We start from the raw sequence: 20,634 nt of genomic DNA on the forward strand, positions 1-20,634 counted from the left end.
ATTTAAGAGACGCCATTAGGCGTCCCGCTTGAATGATAGGTTAGGTTTTGACGGTGTGAGCATAGACGCTACCAAATGTATTTATACAAATAACATTGCCTATAGGGACAAATAAAAAACCGTCCGCTTTGTCTGAGGCAACTCGCTGCTTTTCTTCAGGAACACCAACCCATAGCGGAACATCGGTTAAATAAAAAACTACCCCTTCAGCAGTAACTCTGGAAATAGATAAAGCATCTTCTACTTGTGAAAGATAAGCTAAAACCTGAGGTGTGTCTCGAAGTTGAATTTCAATCACTCCAATATCGTAAACCTGCTGCCAAGTTTCAACTTCAGCTAGACCAGACCTGTTTAGCCAATCAATTGTACTAACGACATCTTTTGTGTCTGGTGAGAATCGAGCTTTGATGGTCATAAAAACCTAACTTGTTAAGTAATTAAACCAGTACGAGGATTTCGCCTTTGCCCTCATTCGCAATATCGCCAGCATAACGTTGAACGCGGTTTTTGCTGATTTGTGCGAACTTGCTTGGCAGTGCTGCGAATGATTTGAACATCAAGTTCAGGTAGGGCAGGGTATGCGTGCCGCAGTCTTGGATGGTCGTATGCAGTGTTGGTTTTTGTGTCATCAGCACGGTGCCGCGGCGCATGCCATAGCCTATATATTCCCCAGCCGTGCCCAAGATGCCGATCGTGCCAGCCAGCATACGGGATGCGCAGTAGCTGCCAACATTGCCTTCAATCAGGATTAAACCGCGACGCATTTGGTCGCCAACTCGTTCGCCAGCATTGCCCGTGACAATTACAGTGCCACCTTTCATACCTTTACGGTCGCCGAAGTAAGCTGCACCAAGGAAATCGCCCACATTGCCATTGATGTGAATTAGTCCATCAGCCATGCCGCTTGCAGTGTAAGCATCGGCATTGCCATGCAGGGTGATTTCGCCTTTTTTCATCTGGAAGCCTAGGTACGAGCCGACATCGCCATGGATGGTGATGCGGCCAGTTTTCATGCCATGGCCGATTGAGTCCAGTTTCCCATTGCTGTTGTTGAATACGATGTCGCTGGCGTCATCGCCGCTAATGTCGAATACCTGATCTGTGCGCAATTGCACTTTGCCGCTTAGCAGCGATATTGCTGCAATATCAGCGACTGATTTGCCGGCCAAGGTATCTGGCGTCAGCGGACTTAAGTCTATGCGCTGCTGTGGCTGAATTTTCAGGGTAAAGGTTAAGGCGCTCATGCTGTTGCTCCCGCCAGATTGCTTAATGAATCATCTTCCATGATTTCGCGTAACTTGAAATGATAAGGGCCGAGCTTGCCGCCATAGTTGCCTGCAGATACACGCTTGATGCCGTTTTCAGCGCCAAGTGCACAGGCTGCTGCTATCCCAACGCGGGTAGCCTTGCGGATATCCAGTTCGGTCAAGCCATCAATCACGATTTCCATCACCGATTCAATCTCGGGTGAGAGTTCGGTCTTGGTAATGCCTTTGAGTGTTGGGCAGAAGGCATCATTGGTAGATGCAATTAGTGTTTTATATTTTGAGCCAACCTTGGAGCCAGAACGCACGACCCCGCCCGGGAAAGGCATGATGACATTCGGAATCTTCTTCATGGCTTCAATCGCTGCTTCACAGGCAGCCAGTGCTTGCGGTTGGGATTCAGCCAAGATCAAAAAGTTACCACCACCAACACTGCGTATCATGCCAGTAGTTTCTTCAGTGATGAACTCTCCATCCATCACTGGTACGCGCCAATAACGCTTGCCGCCGAATTTCTTGGAGATTTGGAAACCATCACCAAAGAAGCGCAGGTTTTTGCCAAGATTAATTCGAGTAATTTCTGGATAGCCGCTGTCGATGCCTGAGAATGCAGCTGCGGTAGGGCAAGTCAGCACACATTGACCAAGTCGCGTTTCTAGTTGCTTCATCAGCACAGCACTGCCCATGGCGAACATGAGGATGCTATAGCCTGGGCGACCATCTGGCGTCTCGTCACCACTTAGCTCGCGCTCAATAGCAGCTTCTACGCCGCAGGCGATTACTGATGTGGCAAAGCCCGTCATGGCATTCGCTGCATTGAATGCCCATTTATGGTTTTGTGCCGTGATAATAACGCGAGTGCCGCGCATGCCGAAGGCTTCGGCAAAGGTATCGTCGATTGATACACCGTTAATAATCATTCTGTTCTCTCCCGACGGCCTTCACAGGCATGGACTACAACACCGCCACGCCCACCTTCTGCGATTTCATCTTCACTCACTTTGAAGTTTTCCATATTCATGGTGTGGTACTTGTCGAAATATTTTTTGATCTCTTTTTCTATGCCGCGATCAAACTCTGGCTTCACGGTGTGCGTGTGGCCCCAAGTCACTTTAACGACTTCACCATTACGTACAACAAGCTCACCATCTTTGAACACGTAATCTGGTTTGGCAAACATGACTTCGCGGTCAGGATTATCGGTATACACCGTAATATCAGCCCCAGCCCCCGCGCCAAGATGGCCTCTGTCATGCAGGCCAACGAGCTTAGCAGCGCCAGCACGGGTCATGATGGCAATCTCATACAGGCTGTATTCACGGTCAATAGAAGCCAATGTACTCATACCTTGCGCATCCAAGTTGAGCCTAGCAAAGGTCTCGTTACGGAACGATTTATCCATCAGCAGCTTGATCAGGTGTGGATAACTGGTGAACGGTGCCCCATTTGGGTGGTCAGTGGTGAGGAAAATACGCCATGGATCATCACTGAGCAGGAATATTTCCAGGCCGATTGCCCATTGCAGCGCATTCACAAAGTTCTGGTCTTTATATTTGAATGGCACTACACCGCAACCGGCATCGCACTCGATGTCCATGATTACAGATTTACGCGGGCTACCAAGGCCAGCGTTGGCGTATTGGCGCATATTGTCGCCAGAGCAGGTCACAGTCTGGCCAAACAGAATCTGGCCAACGTCGGCAGAAACGTTCTTATGCTTGTTCAGGGCTTCGGCAATAACGGCTGCGCCCGAGGAGAATTTGCGGTCGCCTTCAGTACCATAGCTGTGGAACTGAATATGCGTCAGATGGACTGGATAACCTTCTACCGCGCCCATAGTCTTCAATGTAGTTTCTACGTTGCCAGGCACACCAAGATTGTTGCCGTGTACGTGCAGTGGATGTGGAATGCCGAGTTCATGCACCGCGCGTGAGAGGCTTTTAAGCACTTCACGCGGCGTTACCTGATAGTGCACATTCTGCTCATCTAGATCCAGTGCGCGCTGGTTAAATTTGAACGCGCTGATACCACCTGGGTTCACTACCTTGATGCCCATGGTCTGGCTGGCATGCAGTATCCAGGCGACATAGTCGTTGATCGCGTTCTGGTCCTGCTTGGCGGTGAGCATGCGCAGGAAGAAATCATCGCTGCCGATCATGGCGTAGCCGCCTTTGTCGATAATCGGCGTGTCGCCCATCTCTAAGTGCGACTGGCGAGCATTCACTGGCATCAGCGCTGGTTCAAAGCCTGCGGTATAGCCCATCTCGGCGTAGCGGTAACCTGTGGTCAAAGTCGATGGCGCTGCATGGCCGCAACCAGCACGGCAGAACTCGCTGTGAACGGCTGGGTCGGAGCGGTGGTCTTCTGGCAGCATCATGCGGGCAATATTGACCTTGCCACCACCAATGTGGGTATGCATATCAATCGCGCCAGACATCACGACCTTGCCGCGTATATCGTATTCCTGATTAATTGGTTCATCGTCACGCGGACGATCGACGATACGGCCGTCACGGATGTAGATGTCCATGACTTTGCCATCAACCTGGTGGGCGGGATCATAAACCTTGCCGCCGGTGAGTTTGGTTAACATATTTCTTATTCCTTAATTCCGCATCGTTCTAAAAAGCGCTTTAAGCGGCTATTAAACAGTGAGCACACCAGCTTCAATTGCTGAGAGCACTTCGGTCAGAGTGGGTAAGCCAGTTTCGCGCAGTTTTTTCAATGGCAGGGCAACCGAGCTATCGCTTCTGAATTGGGTGCCGGTAATATCCAGCCCTGGCGTTGCCACTGGGATGAATACAGCAGGCGTTTGCTTGAATTTCATCGCAGGATGGCCGATGACGATTGTGGGTACATCGGTTTCTGGCGGCAGGCGATCTGGGTTGTAACTATTGACCCAAATCATGATGTCAGCTTCATGCTCTTCTAGCATACGTTCGGTGCTGTAATGGTAAGGGTCATAATCAGGGTGCGCACGGCGGTAAGAGCTGCGAAACGGATAGCCGCTGATCCAGCTACTAGTGTTATAAGCGCCGACATCGCCATCATTGCCGCTCAAAGGCAAGCCAGATGAGCGGGTGGTCTGGTTCAGCTTTTCTACGGTGCCCGTAATATTCTGTATGGTCAGTTCGGCATGTTTGATATCTAGCGAGCTGGCCACCCACGCCATCACGCTGTATTTTGCTGCCTTCAAACGCTCTGCGAGTTTTTGTAAATCACTAACCGCGATGCCAGCGACTTCGGTTGCAACCAGATGCTTGCCGCTGACAAGCGCGCGCAGGGCGGCTGTGACTTCAGGTAGCCTGTCCATATCACAGGGTAATACTGTTGGTTTAACACCTTTGGGTGAAATGCCAGCAGAGGTATCAAGATTCTGCCCACCCAGATAGACCACTTCACGTGCAGAAGTATCCTGGTCAAACATGGATTCGCTATTCCAGATCATGCGTTCAAAAAAGCGTGAGAAGTAACTAACGATGTCGGTACCAACCACTACTAATAGATCAACACGGTTTCGCACTTCGGTCAGCGTGGTGACTTGCCAACCTGAGTTCTGAACAACATACAAGTTGCGCATGCTGCTTTTGCCATTCATGTGATCGATAGTCGCACTGGCTGATTCCGCCAGATTCATGACGGCGCGCATGCCCTGAATATCGGTGCTCAGGCCACTAATTAGGGGGTGTTTAGCCTTGCTCAGCAGTGCGATTGCTTCTGCAATAGCAGCCTTAAGATCGCTTGCTTGCCCTGCAATCTGCGGTTGACTGGGCTTGTACGGGCGCTCAAAAAATGCCACGCTTTTCGCACAGTTTTTCTTGACTACATTGAGTGAACCACTGGCGCTGCGCTCTATGCTCAAGTCATCACAGAGCAGACCACAGGCGGGGCAAGCCACGGCATTGATCGTGGCAGCTTCGGCAAAATTCTCCATGCTTTAAACCTTCTCGTGTTTCAGGCCTGGCTTGCGCTAAAGCCTGAATGATTGTGCGATATCTATGCTGATATCTGGTTATTGAATGCTTGAGTTTGGAGCTAAGTTTTAAGTGGTGAAACTCAAATTAATTGCGTTTTTACTCATGCATAAATCAGAAAATCATTATGCTGTTTTAGCAAAGCCTAAGTCAAGGCAAAGGCTAGCGCAATGACAGAAAATGCATCACATCATTAATATTGCAAAGCTCAATTTTAAAAGCAGCTTGGCTCGGCTACAATATCGCTTTTGCAGGACTAGGCACTTATGCTTCTGCTATATCTCGTACACGTCTATCAATCACAGGCTGAATTAAGACCAACTTCATGACTGCAGAAATACTCCCAAATAACCGCAATGGCGTACACGTGATAACCACTGCGCGCCTGCATATGGGGTTTTTCGATTTGAATGGCGGCTTAGGCCGCAAATTTGGCAGTATTGGCGTTTCACTCAGCGAGCCAGCCACTGAGTTGCAAGCCTTCAAGGCGGATGGCTTCAGTGTTGAGGGGCAGGCAAGCGCGCACCAAGCAGGTCAACGTGCGTTGAGCATGGCAAAGCATCTAGCAACATCCCTTGATTTAGAGGGTGGTGTGCATTTAAACATTCAGCAATTAATTACAGAGCATGCAGGATTGGGCTCGGGTACACAGCTCGCATTGGCGGTTGGTTTGGCAATGAGTCAACTCTACAGCCTCGATTTGACTATCAAGGATATTGCCTTGATGACGCAGCGTGGCGCACGGTCTGGTATAGGCTTGGGAACGTTTGCCGCTGGAGGCGTCATTATTGATGGTGGGCGCGCTGAAAAGACCGAGATCCCACCGGTGATTGCCCGCGCTGAATTCCCTGAAGAATGGCGCATTATCCTGATTTATGACCATGGCTTGCGCGGTGTGCATGGTAATCAGGAGGTCGAGGCGTTTCGAAGCTTGCCAGAGTTCTCCGCAGAGAGTGCAGCAAAGCTCTGTAGATATGTCTTGATGCAAGCGTTACCTGCCTTGGCTGAAAAAGATTTGCACAGCTTTGGCTTGGCCATTCGTGAGTTGCAACAGCGTACAGGTGATCATTTCGCGCCTGCGCAGGGTGGGCGCTATGCCAGCAAAAAAGTCAGCCAGATATTGGAGTGGCTGGAAACGCAAGGTGTGCAATGTATGGGGCAGAGTTCTTGGGGGCCTACAGGTTTTGCGATTTTTGCCGATGAACTCAAGGCGTCGCAATTGCTAGCGGACTTACAGAATAGATATACTGATAGCGATTTAGGCTTTATGCTTTGCAAAGGCCGCAATGAAGGGGCATTAGTCACCAGTTTTTAATTCTTTATTTGGAGTTGACTTGAAAACATCCGACAAGGATTTAAAAGCAATTCTAAACAAAACGCCAATTGTTGAGCGCAAGACAATTGCCAAGCAAAAATTTACTGCCAAAGAAAAACTTACTGAAAGAGGAGTAGTCATGGAAGGAACAAAAGTGGAAAAACCGTATATCTTGCATTTCATCACACCAGCGAAGAATGCAAGCCCATTTGACGTGAATATGGCGTATGACGCAGGTTATGACGCGATTGCCCAGTACACCAATGTGCAGCCAAATGAAGTGACTGGCTTGGTACAGGATGCAATTTTCTCACGAGGCCCACGCGGTGTTTGGCGCACGGGCATGTTGATTGGCGGTCGAGACGTAGATCTAGCCATGGACATGTTAGAGACTGCCAGAAAATCCATGGTGCCTCCATTTGAAATATCTGTATTTGCTGATCCATCAGGTGCATTTACTACATCTGCCGCAATGATGGCACGTGTTGAACAGCTGTTGGAAAAGCATTTTGGTGGCGATTTGAATGGTCGCAAGGTGAGTGTATTTGGCGCTACTGGGCCAGTCGGCGGCTGTTCAGCAGTGATTGCAGCTAAATACGGCGCTACAGTTGAATTAGTAGCGCATAAAACGCTTGCAGATGTGCAAGCTAAAGCTGACGCTTATAACGCTCGTTATGGAACAAATATTCAGTATGTGGACGGAAGTACTGACGAACTGAAACAAAAAGTTCTGGAAAATACAGATGTAGCACTATGCTGTGCTTCTGCTGGTGTGCGCGTATTAACCATTGATCTGATGAAATCCTCTAAGAGCCTTAAGGTAGTGGCCGATGTGAATGCTGTCCCTCCTACTGGTGCTGAAGGTGTGGGCGTCATGGCTGATGGTGTCTTAATTGAAGGTACCAATATCTACGGTATTGGCGCGCTGGCCATTGGCAATATCAAGTACCAGACTCAGCAACGCCTGTTCAAGCGCATGCTTGAAGGCCAGAGCCATGTTTACATTGACTTTATTACCGCGTTTGAGCTGGCTCGTAAAGATCTGGTATAGACGATTAGCAAACTGGCAATAGCGGCGGCTAATGCCCGCCCTTATGTAGTATCTGCATCGGCAGCAGGGCATACAGTGCTTGCTGCCGATGTTTTTGGTGATTGCGAAACGCGCGATGCTGCGCATGATGTGCTGGTGCTTGATTACCAGCATGGTGGATTTCTCGCGGAAGACATACACAGCAGGTTGCTACCTGCTATTGAAAGCTTTGCCCCAGATTATTTTCTGTATGGAAGTGGTTTTGAAGTCCAGCCCGACTTGCTTAATGAAATAGCAAGGCACACGCTAGTTTTGGGCAATACAGCGGATACAGTTGCCGCAATTAAAGACCCTGAAGAGTTTTCCAATGCTTGCCAGGCGTCAGCTATTTCTGTTCCTCAAATCATGCGCAATCCACCTGACAATAAGAAGGATGCTTGGCTAGTCAAACAAATTGGTGGCTCTGGCGGTATGCATATCAAGGGTTACAGCAATGACATGCACTTGATACCTCATGCACATGTTTATTATCAAAAACAATCGCCAGGTATTCCGTTTTCCTACCTGTTTCTGGCGAATGGCCAAGAGATCAAAACCGTATCATTCCAGCGCCAATTATTAGCGCCGCAGCTCGATATCTACTCTTATCGTTATGGCGGATTGGTTTATGGCATTGAGTTCTCTTCCGAATTGCAAAGGAGCATAGCGGACGCAGCGCTCAAGTTGACCAAGTGGTTTGGTCTTGTAGGTTTGAATAGCCTGGATTTTTTATTGCAAGATGAGTCTTTTGATGTGCTGGAAATCAACCCACGGCTGAGTGCTAGCTTCAGTCTCTATCCAGATGGCCCGGATTTACTCAGGATGCATATGTTGGCCTGTCAACGCCTTGATTTGGATTTGATGGGTTTCCCAGACCAGGAAGCCGCTTCAGAATCGATAATTCATCTGGTGGTATATGCCAAGCATGATCTGGTAATTCCTGCCCAGTTTGACTGGCCTCAATGGGTTATGGATAGGCCGCTACCAGGTTTCTTCGTGTTGGCAGACACACCATTATGTACCGTGTTGGCTTCTGCAGAAGATGCAATAAAATCAGAAAAACTGGCACGACAACGTGCGATAATATTGCAAGATGAATTGAGTCATTTCGCTACAAAGCGTAATTACAATAACTAGATAATTGTGGATGAAGGAGCCGTAAATGAGTGACGTGCAAATTGATAGTAGCAACTGGCCTAGTGTTAATAAACTAACTGCCCCTCTGGTGCAATATCTCGTGGACAATGCCGCCGCGTTGCGCGTTGGCGTAGAAAAGCATGCAACAGGTGCGACCATTATTGATGCGGGTATCAAATCAGCGGGCGGACTTGAAGTAGGGCGCCTAGTTGCGGAGATCTGCATGGGCGGCTTGGGTCACGTTAGTTTGCATAATTCGGCGACGTTTGCCCACTGGCCATGGATGCTATCTGTCCACTCGAATAATCCTATCCTCTCATGCCTGGGTAGCCAGTACGCTGGCTGGAGTCTTTCGCACGAAAAATTCTTTTCATTAGGTTCAGGCCCAGGCCGCGCCCTTGCTGGTCGTGAAGAGTTATATAAAGAGCTTGGATATAAAGATAAGTTTGATTCAGCTTGTCTGGTGCTTGAAAGTGATAAAGCGCCGCCGACTGAGGTGATTGAAAAAGTATCACGCGATACTGGTGTGGCGGCTGACAAACTAACCTTCATTCTGACCCCTACACGCAGTCTTGCTGGTAGCGTGCAAATCGTTGCCCGTGTACTTGAAGTCGCAATGCACAAAATTCACACCCTGCATTTCCCGCTGGATCACGTGGTTGATGGCATGGCCAGTGCACCAGTGCCGCCACCAGCCCCTGATTTCCTCATCGGCATGGGGCGCACCAATGACGCTATTTTGTTCGGTGGCCATGCGCATATTTTTGTTAAGGGGTCTGACGAAGCGGCGGCTAAGCTGGCTGTTGAATTGCCTAGCAGCTCTTCGCGTGATTATGGCCGCCCATTCGCTGAAGTGTTTAAGAGCGTCAATATGGACTTCTATAAGATTGACCCTCTGTTGTTCAGCCCAGCCGCTGTCACTGTAACTGCTGTCGATTCTGGCAAGAGTTTTGTTGGCGGTAAGTTAAACGAAAGTCTTATTGATCAATCATTTGGTTATTCTTCTTAATATACTGCTTTAATATTTAAGCATGAAGTTCTGAATTGAATAATCACCCTCTAAGCCATCGCGTTCCAGTTTTTACGGATGATCCGGGCTGGCACGGTAAACGCCTGCAAAAGGCGTTTGCCGTGCGCGGTTTTGAGGCGGTATTTGTTTCGCTCAAAGATTGCCAAATTTTACTCGATTCATCTCAAGAGCCTTCACAACCCATTATTCGCATCCCTGGTTTCGAACAGCAACTGCCGGATTATGCTTTTGTCCGTGGCGTCCCTGGCGGTACTTTGCAACAAGTGATAGTCAGGCTGGATATTCTGCATGCTATGAAAATGCTAGGTATCAGGGTCTATAACGATGGCCGTGCAATTGAGCGCACCGTCGATAAAGCCATGACCAGTTTTTTGCTACATTATCATGGCGTGGCAACCCCTGCGACATGGATATGCGAATCGCGGCAGCAAGCGCATGAGGTGATTGCAGAGCAGATTAATGCAGGCCACCAACTCGTGATCAAGCCTTTGTTCGGCTCGCAGGGCAAAGGCGTGCGTAAGCTTGTTGCTGGCGATAGCTTGCCTGTACCTATGGATGAACATGTTGATGGTCTCTATTACCTACAGCGTTATATCGATAGTGGGGAAGGCCGCTGGCACGATCATCGTGTTTTCATTATCAATGGCAAGGCCATCGGTGCCATGGTCAGGCGCGGTAGTAGCTGGGTCAATAACATGGCGATGGGTGCGCGTAGCGAAGCCATTGCCAATGCCACTGAACTCAATGAATTGAACACGCTAGCAGAATCTGCCGCCCGTGCAGTTGATATTGATTATTGTGGCGTCGATATTATCCGCGACCGTGATGGCAAACTTTATGTGCTGGAGGTTAATAGCATTCCCGCCTGGCGCGGTTTGCAAAGCGTGGTTGAGCTGGATATCGCGCAGGTGCTGGTTGATCACTTGCTGAATGTTGACCAGAGCAATAACGTGATTCCGCTCTATGCTTCTGCTTGACGCTAGAATAATGTCACTGGCTGATTTTGCAGTAGAAGTCGCTCAAGCTTATCAAGATGCCTGCCTTGCTGAATTAAGTGCGCTCAAGCCCGGCAATGTGCATATCTTTGCCGATGGCCACGGTATGGTGGTCAAAGATTTCATTCTAAGCGCTGAAGTTTCTGCATCAGTCATGGCGCAGCTAGATATTGGCGTAGGCCAGCGCATTAAGGCGGCCGTGCAAGCGACTTGGCAATCGGTTAACTGCAACACTAACCTTGGCATCATTCTCTTAGCTGCTCCTATGATTCAAGCCAGCCTGCTTGCTTATACAGATGGCATGCATTTATCGCTAAGGGAATCCCTAGCAAAAGTATTGCAAAACCTCAGCTTGGAAGATGCAGTGCTAGCCTATCAAGCAGTAGAGCAAGCTTCGCCCGCTGGTTTAGGTAATGCCGATGAACACGACATACACGCGCAACCCACTGTTACCTTGTTATCCGCCATGCAGGCTGCTGAGCAACGCGACTTGATAGCAAGGCAATACAGCAATGGTTTTACTGATATTTTTGATGTCGGCTTGGCGCAGTATGAATCAGCAATAGCGCGCTGGAATAATGAATCTTGGGCGGTGAGTGCGGTGCATCTGGCGTTTATGGCTGGCTTTCCAGATAGCCATATTGTGCGCAAATATGGCGCTAGCAAAGGCGCTGAAATTCAGCAGCGAGCGGCTGAATATTTATACGGCTTGCTGGAGCAAGAAAATCCAAAACTATATCAACGTGCTTTACTCGAATTTGACGCAGCGCTCAAGGCTGAAAGAATCAATCCTGGAACCAGTGCAGACCTCACTGTAGCCACAGTGCTCGCCAGTTACTTGCAAAATGTATTGAAGCAGGCTTAGCGACTCACTCCAGCCCGATTGCTTGCTTAGGGTATAGTAATCATCGATTTTCGGTTATACTCAGTGGATAGCTTAATAATCGTTTCATGAGTAGGAATTGGATTATTAGCTCATGAAATATCGTTGCCCATATCGCAACTCTATTTGCAGGCTGCATTCACATGCAACTCCCTCAAAAGGGGACTGTGCCTCAGCAAATAATCGTATTCATTCAAATATAGTTAATTTTGTTTATATAGATCGTTTAAGGAGCAGCATTAATGTCTAATCTGTTAGATCAATTGAAGGCCATGACCACTATCGTTGCAGATACTGGTGATGTTGAAGCTATTAAGTCTGTTAAGCCAGTCGATGCTACAACCAACCCATCTTTACTGCTTAAGGCAAGCACTTTGCCTCAGTACGCACACCTGATTGAAGAATCAATTGCTTATGCAAAAGCACAAGGTGGCAGCAAAGAAGCGCAAATCGAAAACGCAGCAGACAAGCTGGCAGTACTGATTGGTATTGAAATCTCTAAGGTTGTGCCAGGCCGTATCTCAACTGAAGTTGATGCACGCTTGTCATTCAATATCGATAAAATGGTCGCCAAAGGCCGCAAGCTGATTAAGTTTTACCAAGAAGCAGGTGTTGGTAAAGAGCGCGTGCTGATTAAGTTGGCTTCTACCTGGGAAGGTATCAAAGCTGGCGAGATTCTGGAAAAAGAAGGCATTCAGTGTAACCTGACATTGCTGTTCGGTTTTGGCCAAGCGCGTGCTTGTGCTGAAGCGGGCGTATTCCTGATTTCTCCATTCGTTGGTCGTATTCTTGACTGGTACAAGGCTAAGAATCCAGGCACCGAATACACACAGGAAACAGATCCAGGTGTGGTTTCAGTTCGTCAAATCTACGCATACTATAAAGAACATGGCTACAAAACAGTGGTGATGGGTGCTTCATTCCGTAACACTGGTGAGCTGATTGCTCTGGCTGGTTGTGATCGCCTGACCGTTTCACCTAATCTCTTGCAAGATCTGGCCGCTACCGAAGGTACTTTGGTTCAAGTACTAAAAGACGGTGGCGCAAAATCTGCACCTCCAGCAAGATTGACTGAAGAAGAGTTCCGTTTTGCGTTGAATGAAGATGCAATGGCTACTGAAAAGCTCGCTGAAGGTATCCGTGGTTTCGTAGTAGATCAAAATAAGCTTGAAAAAGCTTTGGCTGAAAAGCTGTAATACTGTTGACTTAAATAGCGCTGTATAATCATTGGTTTACAGCGCTATTTGTTTCGGTAGTAGTTTTAATGCAGCAATTTCAAATGTAGTCCCGCTGTGATGGAATCAACTCTTGAGGTTGACACAACATTTAGTTACAAATTAAGATAGATTTCCAACACATAAAGCAATTAACTTTTTAACCAAACTGGAGAAGTATCATGGCAAAACCATTAGTTCAAATGGCTTTAGATTCATTAGATTTTGACGCAACCGTAGCGCTGGCTACAACCGTTGCTCCACACGTAGACATCCTTGAAATCGGTACCCCATGCATCAAGCACAACGGTATCAAGCTTCTTGAAACTCTGCGTGCAAAATTCCCTAACAACAAGATTCTGGTTGACTTGAAGACAGCTGATGCTGGCTACTACGAAGCTGAGCCTTTCTTCAAGGCTGGTGCTGACATTGTTACCGTTCTTGGTATTTCAGACATCGGCACCATCAAAGGTGTAGTTGATGTTGCTAACAAATACGGTAAAGAAGCTCAAGTTGACTTGATCAATGTACCTAACAAGGCTGAAGTTGTTAAAGCTGTTGCAGCTGTTGGCGCGCACATCATTGGTGTTCACACTGGTTTGGATCAACAAGCTGCTGGTCAAACCCCATTCACCGACTTGGCTTTGGTTGCTGGTTTAAATACTGGCCTGAAGATCTCTGTTGCTGGTGGTGTTAAGCCTGCTACAGTTCGCCAAGTAGTTGATGCTGGTGCAACCATCGTTGTTGCTGGTGCTGCTATCTACGGTGCTGCTGATCCTGCTGCTGCTGCTGCAGAAATCACAGCATTGGCACGTGCTTAATTTTTAAGCGCATGTAGTGATACACAAAACCGACCCATATGGGTCGGTTTTGCTTTATGCCTATAATTCATCCTATTTTCATTTAATCAATTAATTAGAGGTTTCTATTATGTCTTCTCAGCAACTCATCTTAGATAAAATCACCAACGTGCTTAAAGCAACGCCAACCAATCTTGAAGCAGATTTGCTCAAGATTGTTGATGAAGCTGGTCGTATTTTTATCGGTGGCGCAGGACGTTCAGGTCTAGTTTCACGTTTCTTTGCGATGCGTTTGGTGCACAGTGGCTACAAAGTGAGTATGGTAGGTGAGATCGTTACACCAAGTATTCAAAGCGGTGATTTATTCATCGTTATTTCTGGTTCAGGCGAAACAGAAACCTTGTTGCCATTGGTTAGAAAAGCAAAATCACAAGGTGCAAAACTCGTTGTCATTTCCATGAAGGCTAAATCAACAATGGCTGACTTGGCTGACTTAGTAGTACCTGTTGGTGCTAACAATACAGATTTGTTCGCTAAAACGCATGGTATGCCGATGGGCACTACGTTTGAGCTTTCAACCTTGATCTTCCTTGAATCTGCTATCGCAACTTTAGTGGATCAGAAGGGTTTGACTGAAGAGGGTATGCGTGCGATTCACGCAAATCTTGAGTAATCTGGTTAAATCATATCATCGTCATATTAAATTGATAGATTAAGCAAATAAAACCGTAACTTACACATTATTCCGATGTGATAATTTACGGTTTTATTTTGGCTACTTTTATTGAGTACCACTTACATACTTAAGCCATGCGCAATTAATGTCATGTATTGAATATGGAATCGATTACCCTATAAAATTAGTCAGATATATGTAATAATCTAGCAAATTTTTCGCGGCTCAACGTTAAACAGACGGGAGCCTTTTTCGGCGGCGCTAATCAAGCAAAGCTACAATTGTTTCTATAATTCAACTTGTGGAAACTTAAATATTTGGAGAATGAAATGGCTGTTATTGATCGTGTTTTAGTGGGTGAGGCGCTTGTTATTGACAATCGTCCAGACGGCAGTGGTCTTGATCTTTTGAACGTTGCCCATATCGACCTGATCATCGGACCACGTGGTAGCGCAGCAGAAGATGCTTTTGTGCGTACACTGACCGATCAAAAAGAAGGTGTAAATGGCCTGTTGGCTGTTGTTGCTCCTAATCTGATGACCAAACCAGCAACTGTAATGTTTAATAAAGTAACCATTAAAAATGGTAAACAAGCAGTTCAAATGTTTGGCCCAGCGCAACGCGGTGTTGCAATGGCGGTGATGGATTGTGTTGCTGATGGCACCATTCCTGAAGCTGAAGCTGAAGATGTATTTATCTGCGTTGGCGTATTTATCGATCACAAAGCTGATATTGATGAGCGTATCCAAGAGTGGAATTATCAAGCAACTAAGCAAGCTATCAAGAGCGCTGTCGCTCGCGAGCCTAAGGTTGCTGATGTATTGAAGGCTTATAAAGAGTCATCACACCCATTCGCTGCAAAATAATTCAGTTTTAAACTGAGTTTAATAAATAACGCCTCTTTCAGAGGCGTTATTTATTTGTGCGAAGGGTTTTCAATTACCGCAGTAGGCTGGTTTCATTGATGCTCTTTTGATTGAGCAAGCCAGAGTGGATTGCGCTTGCAACAAGAGCGCCTTGGATGCCGAGTTTGTGGAGTTCTAACAAATCTTTTGCATGACGCACACCTCCTGCAGCATAGAAGTGATGCTGAGGATTCTTGATAACGAACTCGCTAAGTTTCTTAATGTCTGGCCCCAAGCCGCTGCCGACTTTGGGCAAACTCATAATAATCACATTTTTTGGCCACAATGAAGGCTCATGCAAAAGCGCTAATGGGCCGTGATAGCCGTCTTGCTTGAAGTCTAGGGACAATACGATCTCTTTGGCCGCATCATCTTTCATGATGGCGTGATAATCCGCTATATCTATCAAGCTTTCGGTGCCTACGACCAACCTGATGTCCAAATCAGCCCATACAAATGTGGCTTCAAGCACACTAAATCCAGCGTCTAACCAGATTTCCAACTTCGGGTAATGATGTTGAATTTCTGTGATGATCTGGAGATGGTTGCCGTGCTTTTGTATGGCATTCAAGTCAGCGATATACAGGCGATCAAATCGGTATAATCTCATTAGTGCATGCACAATATCCAGCGGCTCGCTTGAGTCGCATAATGTCGAGATGATAGCTTGATAGTTTTGCCTATCCCCAAGTTTGGCATGCACGACTTGGCCATCAAGTAAGTCAATGACAGGGATAATCTTCAATTGAATTCCATGAGTAAGGTCTGTGTTTGAAAATCTTTGTATGTGAATTTATCACTGGCGGTGGATTATACCGCGAGGCACTAACCGTATCGTTAGCGCTGGAAGGTGAATTGATGCGCGATGCATTGCTTCATGATTTATCAGAAATTGATTACGTTCAAGTGCTGACTACTTACGATGCTCGGCTTGCCATGCCAAATCAGGCTCACAAGGTGATACCTATATCCTTTAGAGATGATGTTTGGCAGTCTTGGCATCAATGTATTGCTGAGTCAGATGCAGTCTGGATCATCGCCCCAGAAACCAATGGCATATTGGCCAAACTTAGTGAAATGGTTGAACAGCAATATAAGAAATTATTAGGCTGTGGTTTGGATTCCATCAAAGTGGCAACCAGCAAATGTGCTACTTACCAAGCATTTGCTGCTGCAAATATTCCCACCATTCCAACGTATAAGTTTTCAGAGTTTAAAGATCAGCAACTAGGTCAGTGTGATGGTTGGGTGGCAAAGCTTGATGATGGGGCAGGTTGTGAAGATAGCGCCTATTTTAAAGATAGCCTCAAGTTGGTCGACTGGATAGAAGCTGGGGAAAGAACTCATAGTCATATTGTGCAACCCTATCAAGAGGGCACCGCGGCCAGTATTTCCATGCTTTGCAAGGATGGCAAGGCATGGTTGTTAAGTTGCAACAGTCAAAAAATTGAACTGGATAGAAAACACGATACAACTCCTTTTAGCTATGCTGGTAGCAGCATCAATGGCATGGCTAAGTATTGGCAAGCGTTTGATACCATCGCCCAGCAAGTGGCTACTGCCTTACCAACCTTGGCTGGTTATGTAGGCATAGACTTGATTGTGGATAATAGTGGCGAACACACTGAAGACCCCGCGATATACGTGCTAGAAATCAACCCACGCTTAACCACGTCTTATGTTGGCTTGCGTGAAGCCACAGGCGTCAATGTTGCAGCGCTTATACTCCAATTGTTCAGTGCAGACTTAGACTATAATCAATCTTTTACGCAGCCTTTTTCATTGCCCGCTATCTCGCGCAATATTGTGGATATTTCCCTTCATGCTTAATTCATCAGCTACACCGAAAACCATTCTAGGTTGGGATGTCGGTGGAGCACACCTGAAAGCAGCCCTAGTTGATGCTGATGGTGTTGCAATTCAGGTGATTCAGGTGGCTTGCCCGCTTTGGCGTGGCATTGATAAGCTTGAAGCCGCAATTGATCATATCCTCAGCCAGTTAAAACAAAAGCCTTCGAGCCATGTAGTTACCATGACGGGTGAGCTCGCCGATATATTTCCTGACCGCCATGCAGGCGTAGTCAACATTGCAGAATGCATGCAACAGCGTCTATCAGGTAATGTTAGTTTTTATGCTGGGCCAAAAGGCTTCGTTGATTTTTCGAGTATAAAAGCATCTGTACCTGTAATCGCGTCAGCCAATTGGCATGCCAGTGCCAGCTTTATTGCCAAAAAAGTTGAAGAGGGAGTTTTTATTGATATTGGCAGCACAACAGCCGATATTATTTTGCTTGCCAGCAACAGTCCGCAACATCGCGGATTTAGCGATGCTGAACGCATGCAATATGAAGAGTTGGTTTACACAGGCGTGATTCGTACGCCCTTGATGGCAGTCACGACGCAAATCCCATTCGCTGGCGAGTGGCGTAAGCTAGCCGCAGAGCATTTTGCAACTACAGCTGATGTTTACAGGTTAACTGGCGATTTGAACGAAGCTGAAGACATGGCAGAAACAGCCGATGGCACAGGTAAAACTCCACATGAAAGCGCACGCCGATTGGCGCGCATGATTGGGCAAGATGTGAGTGATGCCAGTATGGATGCCTGGCTTAGCCTAGCACTAGCATTTAAACACGAACAAATAGACAGCTTGAAGAGCGCAGTGCTACGCTCGCTCTCTCGCAATCTAATCTCTACAAACGCACCCATCATAGGCGCTGGCGCAGGTAGCTTTCTGGTGCGAGAACTGGCCAGGCAGCTAGATCGATCATATATAGAAAGCAGTAGCTTGGTTAAAGGTAACTCATCTGATGATCAGCGTTGGGCAGCGGTCTGCCTGCCAGCATACGCAGTGGCTGCTTTAGGCAGAATTGATTGATGGGCGCACTATTGAAACATCAAATAGCCTATACCAGCGACAGCGCTACTTTGTTTGCGCGCATTGTGCATATGCCCTGGGCCGTTTATTTAGATAGCGGGCAGCCGCAGAGCCAATATGGCCGTTACGACATCATGAGCGCTAACCCATTTATAACCATTACCTGCAAAGACGGTGGTACCGAACTCACAGACAAAACGGGTGTGCGGGTTTCTACTGATGACCCATTTACTATTCTTAAAAATATACTCAGCGCATTTCATATCGAAAACACCGAGTTGCCTTTTGAAGGCGGTGCGATAGGCTATTTTGCTTATGATCTGGTGCGCAGTATTGAAGTCCTCCCTGAACTTGCCTTGGATAGCGAAAACATTCCACAGATGATGGTCGGTATTTATGATTGGGCAGTGGTGGTCGATCACCGAGAGCAAAAGACCTGGCTAGTCAGCCATGAGTTTGATGCTGATACTCGAGAACAATGGCCTGAGCTATGCGAGCTATTTGATGTAGAGAGTCAGCCCGCTGAGCCAGAAAAAAAGAGCTTCAAAGTGAGCTCTGAGGTTAAATCCAATATGGATTTACCTACTTATGCAAAGGCATTTGTTCGTATTCAGCACTACATTCACGAAGGTGATTGCTATCAGGTGAACCTTGCGCAACGCTTCAGTGCACAAGCGACAGGCGATGCATGGCTGGCCTACCAGCACTTGCGCAAAATCAGCCCTGCGCCATTCCTCGCTTATATGCAGCTGCCCGAATTACAGATTTTATCTGCTTCACCAGAACGCTTCTTGCAGGTGAAGGGCGATCATGTTGAAACGCGGCCCATTAAAGGTACACGTCCACGATCGGCAGATAATACTCAAGATAAGCAAAATTCGGATGACTTGAAAGCCAGCCTCAAAGACCGCGCAGAAAACCTCATGATTGTTGATCTGCTGCGTAACGACATTAGCAAAACCTGCGTGATAGGTTCTGTAAAAGCAGACCGCCTTTTTGCGCTGGAAAGCTTTGCTAATGTGCACCATTTAGTCAGCACTGTGACAGGGCAATTGGCGCCAGACAAAACCGCCATAGACCTTCTAAAAGGCTGTTTTCCAGGCGGTTCAATCACTGGCGCTCCTAAGCTGCGTGCTGCGGAGATTATTGAAGAGCTGGAGCCAAACAAGCGCGGTGTTTATTGCGGGGCTATCGGCTATATTGGGTTTGATGGCAATATGGATACTAATATTGCCATACGCACTGCAGTTTACTCTAAAGGTGAGATTCGTTTTTGGGCGGGTGGTGGAATTGTTGCAGATTCGGAAATGCAAAAGGAGTACTGCGAAACCTGGGATAAAGCTTCATCTATGCTAGAGTTGATGCAGCATTTCAGTATCATTTAAGCGAGCTCTTATTAAGCAAATTGTTACACTTAATACATCACCGTAATACACTACAAAAACAATACAGAAAGGCTTTGCATGTGGATTGTTAAATTAGGCGGCAGCCTCTTGGGTTCGCCAGAGTTAAAGCAGTGGCTTGAAGTGTTCGCGCAGCACGGTGATGGCAAGATTGTGATTGTTCCAGGCGGCGGAATACTGGCCGATGCGGTCCATGAATCCCAAGTGATTAGTGGCTGTAGCGACGCAGTGGCACACCAGATGGCGGTGATGGCGATGGATCAATTTGGCGTACTTATGGCAGGCTTAAACCCCAAGCTAGTGACTGCTGAAAGTGAGCTTGAAATCGCGGAACGTGGCTGGCAACATCGCGCGATTGTTTGGCTACCCTCAAAAATGGTCTGTGCTGACGACACCATTCCCACTACGTGGCAGGTGACGTCCGATAGCCTCGCTGCCTGGCTGGCCAGCAAACTCAATGCAGAACATCTGATTCTTGTTAAATCGGAGCGCCCACAGGGCGTAGATCAAGTATCGCTTGAACGCCTGACTAAAGATGGTTATGTGGACGACCATTTTGGCGATTATATCGTCGGTAGAAACTTCAATACATGGGTAGTTGGCCGTCAGGATTACACAGCATTTAGCGAGAAGATTTCGGAAGAGATATTGGTTGAAACAGGTTTGCCCGTTCGATGTTCTTGGAACTAATGCTGGGAGTCTAATATGGCTGAGTCAAGCAATGAACGTACATATACTGAAGCGGAAATAAACACCAAGATCGCCGCTGAATTTCCACACTGGTATTTTGAAGATGGCTGGATACGTCGCAAATACAAAACCAGCGGATGGAAAGGAACGTTAATGGTGGTTAACACCATAGGCCACCTAGCAGAGGCAGCTTGGCATCACCCGGATCTCACCGTTTCTTATGCCTTTGTCATCGTGAAACTTTGCACCCATAGTGCTAAAGGGATTACTGATAAAGATTGGGAGCTGGCAAAAAAGATTGAAGATGTGATTCAATGGCAGCCAGGTAAAGATGGCGGTTCTTTGGAAGGTACGCCAAATGAGGACGCACGATTTAAATACATCAAATATGATAATTAAT

Annotated in this window: 21 protein-coding genes; 15 read left to right on the forward strand and 6 right to left on the reverse strand. The window is 47.1% G+C overall.

Annotated features, from left to right (window positions below; genetic code table 11):
• Window positions 1-40: 40 nt before the first annotated feature.
• The 5 genes from ZMTM_RS06080 to ZMTM_RS06100 are packed head-to-tail and all read right to left on the reverse strand — an operon-like array spanning window position 41 to window position 5,199.
• Window positions 41-415 (reverse strand): hypothetical protein, encoded by a 375-nt coding sequence (locus tag ZMTM_RS06080; RefSeq protein ID WP_221765401.1) that lies wholly within the window; start codon window positions 413-415, stop codon window positions 41-43.
• 22 nt (window positions 416-437) lie between these two features.
• Window positions 438-1,244 (reverse strand): formylmethanofuran dehydrogenase subunit C, encoded by an 807-nt coding sequence (locus tag ZMTM_RS06085; protein ID WP_221765402.1) that lies wholly within the window; start codon window positions 1,242-1,244, stop codon window positions 438-440.
• Window positions 1,241-2,185: a formylmethanofuran--tetrahydromethanopterin N-formyltransferase gene (fhcD, locus tag ZMTM_RS06090; protein ID WP_221765403.1), complete on the reverse strand. Its 945-nt coding sequence runs from the start codon at window positions 2,183-2,185 to the stop codon at window positions 1,241-1,243. Before fhcD ends, ZMTM_RS06085 begins: the two co-directional genes overlap by 4 nt.
• Window positions 2,182-3,858: a formylmethanofuran dehydrogenase subunit A gene (locus ZMTM_RS06095; RefSeq protein ID WP_221765404.1), complete on the reverse strand. Its 1,677-nt coding sequence runs from the start codon at window positions 3,856-3,858 to the stop codon at window positions 2,182-2,184. Before ZMTM_RS06095 ends, fhcD begins: the two co-directional genes overlap by 4 nt.
• A gap of 51 nt (window positions 3,859-3,909) precedes the next feature.
• The gene (locus tag ZMTM_RS06100) at window positions 3,910-5,199 is read right to left on the reverse strand and encodes a formylmethanofuran dehydrogenase subunit B (RefSeq protein ID WP_221765405.1); all 1,290 of its coding nucleotides are present in this window, start codon (window positions 5,197-5,199) and stop codon (window positions 3,910-3,912) included.
• Window positions 5,200-5,564: 365 nt separating this feature from the next.
• On the opposite strand from ZMTM_RS06100, the gene ZMTM_RS06105 reads away from it, so the two are divergent.
• From ZMTM_RS06105 to fae, 10 genes are all read left to right on the forward strand, one after another.
• The gene (locus ZMTM_RS06105) at window positions 5,565-6,554 is read left to right on the forward strand and encodes a beta-ribofuranosylaminobenzene 5'-phosphate synthase family protein (RefSeq protein WP_221765406.1); all 990 of its coding nucleotides are present in this window, start codon (window positions 5,565-5,567) and stop codon (window positions 6,552-6,554) included.
• Window positions 6,555-6,708: 154 nt separating this feature from the next.
• Window positions 6,709-7,605 (forward strand): NAD(P)-dependent methylenetetrahydromethanopterin dehydrogenase, encoded by an 897-nt coding sequence (locus ZMTM_RS06110; RefSeq protein ID WP_221765608.1) that lies wholly within the window; start codon window positions 6,709-6,711, stop codon window positions 7,603-7,605.
• 75 nt (window positions 7,606-7,680) lie between these two features.
• A complete protein-coding gene (locus ZMTM_RS06115; RefSeq protein ID WP_221765407.1) occupies window positions 7,681-8,760 on the forward strand; it encodes an ATP-grasp domain-containing protein in 1,080 nt (359 codons plus the stop codon).
• Between the two features lie 25 nt (window positions 8,761-8,785).
• On the forward strand, window positions 8,786-9,769 hold the full coding sequence (mch, locus tag ZMTM_RS06120) for a methenyltetrahydromethanopterin cyclohydrolase (protein ID WP_221765408.1): 984 nt from the start codon (window positions 8,786-8,788) through the stop codon (window positions 9,767-9,769).
• A 35-nt stretch (window positions 9,770-9,804) separates the two neighbouring features.
• The gene (locus tag ZMTM_RS06125) at window positions 9,805-10,767 is read left to right on the forward strand and encodes an ATP-grasp domain-containing protein (protein ID WP_221765409.1); all 963 of its coding nucleotides are present in this window, start codon (window positions 9,805-9,807) and stop codon (window positions 10,765-10,767) included.
• Between the two features lie 10 nt (window positions 10,768-10,777).
• Window positions 10,778-11,650 carry a triphosphoribosyl-dephospho-CoA synthase gene (locus ZMTM_RS06130; protein WP_221765410.1) on the forward strand — a complete coding sequence of 291 codons (873 nt, stop codon included), beginning with the start codon at window positions 10,778-10,780 and terminating at the stop codon, window positions 11,648-11,650.
• Between the two features lie 260 nt (window positions 11,651-11,910).
• Window positions 11,911-12,864 (forward strand): transaldolase, encoded by a 954-nt coding sequence (gene tal / locus ZMTM_RS06135; RefSeq protein WP_221765411.1) that lies wholly within the window; start codon window positions 11,911-11,913, stop codon window positions 12,862-12,864.
• Window positions 12,865-13,064: 200 nt separating this feature from the next.
• Window positions 13,065-13,703 (forward strand): 3-hexulose-6-phosphate synthase, encoded by a 639-nt coding sequence (hxlA, locus tag ZMTM_RS06140; protein ID WP_221765412.1) that lies wholly within the window; start codon window positions 13,065-13,067, stop codon window positions 13,701-13,703.
• 109 nt (window positions 13,704-13,812) lie between these two features.
• Complete coding sequence (gene hxlB, locus ZMTM_RS06145) at window positions 13,813-14,355, forward strand: 6-phospho-3-hexuloisomerase (RefSeq protein ID WP_221765413.1); 543 nt, start codon at window positions 13,813-13,815, stop codon at window positions 14,353-14,355.
• A 332-nt stretch (window positions 14,356-14,687) separates the two neighbouring features.
• Window positions 14,688-15,224 (forward strand): formaldehyde-activating enzyme, encoded by a 537-nt coding sequence (gene fae, locus ZMTM_RS06150; protein WP_221765414.1) that lies wholly within the window; start codon window positions 14,688-14,690, stop codon window positions 15,222-15,224.
• A 73-nt stretch (window positions 15,225-15,297) separates the two neighbouring features.
• On the opposite strand, the gene ZMTM_RS06155 is transcribed toward fae, so the two are convergent.
• Window positions 15,298-16,008, reverse strand: coding sequence for a HisA/HisF-related TIM barrel protein (locus ZMTM_RS06155; RefSeq protein ID WP_221765415.1), 711 nt, complete (start codon window positions 16,006-16,008; stop codon window positions 15,298-15,300).
• A 26-nt stretch (window positions 16,009-16,034) separates the two neighbouring features.
• Here ZMTM_RS06155 and ZMTM_RS06160 point away from each other — a divergent pair, with 26 nt between their 5' ends.
• From ZMTM_RS06160 to ZMTM_RS06180, 5 genes are all read left to right on the forward strand, one after another.
• The gene (locus ZMTM_RS06160) at window positions 16,035-17,093 is read left to right on the forward strand and encodes an ATP-grasp domain-containing protein (protein ID WP_225907117.1); all 1,059 of its coding nucleotides are present in this window, start codon (window positions 16,035-16,037) and stop codon (window positions 17,091-17,093) included.
• Window positions 17,086-18,141, forward strand: a complete 1,056-nt coding sequence (locus ZMTM_RS06165; RefSeq protein WP_221765416.1) for a hydantoinase/oxoprolinase family protein — start codon at window positions 17,086-17,088, stop codon at window positions 18,139-18,141. The genes ZMTM_RS06160 and ZMTM_RS06165 overlap by 8 nt, the downstream gene beginning before the upstream one ends.
• Window positions 18,141-19,526, forward strand: a complete 1,386-nt coding sequence (gene pabB, locus ZMTM_RS06170) for an aminodeoxychorismate synthase component I (protein ID WP_221765417.1) — start codon at window positions 18,141-18,143, stop codon at window positions 19,524-19,526. Before ZMTM_RS06165 ends, pabB begins: the two co-directional genes overlap by 1 nt.
• A 78-nt stretch (window positions 19,527-19,604) precedes the next feature.
• Window positions 19,605-20,234 carry an amino acid kinase family protein gene (locus tag ZMTM_RS06175; RefSeq protein ID WP_221765418.1) on the forward strand — a complete coding sequence of 210 codons (630 nt, stop codon included), beginning with the start codon at window positions 19,605-19,607 and terminating at the stop codon, window positions 20,232-20,234.
• A 15-nt stretch (window positions 20,235-20,249) separates the two neighbouring features.
• Window positions 20,250-20,633: a 4a-hydroxytetrahydrobiopterin dehydratase gene (locus ZMTM_RS06180; protein WP_221765419.1), complete on the forward strand. Its 384-nt coding sequence runs from the start codon at window positions 20,250-20,252 to the stop codon at window positions 20,631-20,633.
• Window position 20,634 lies beyond the last annotated feature (1 nt).

Origin of the sequence: Methyloradius palustris (genome assembly GCF_019703875.1) — a bacterium.
In the GTDB taxonomy this organism is placed as follows: Bacteria; Pseudomonadota; Gammaproteobacteria; order Burkholderiales; family Methylophilaceae; genus Methyloradius; species Methyloradius palustris.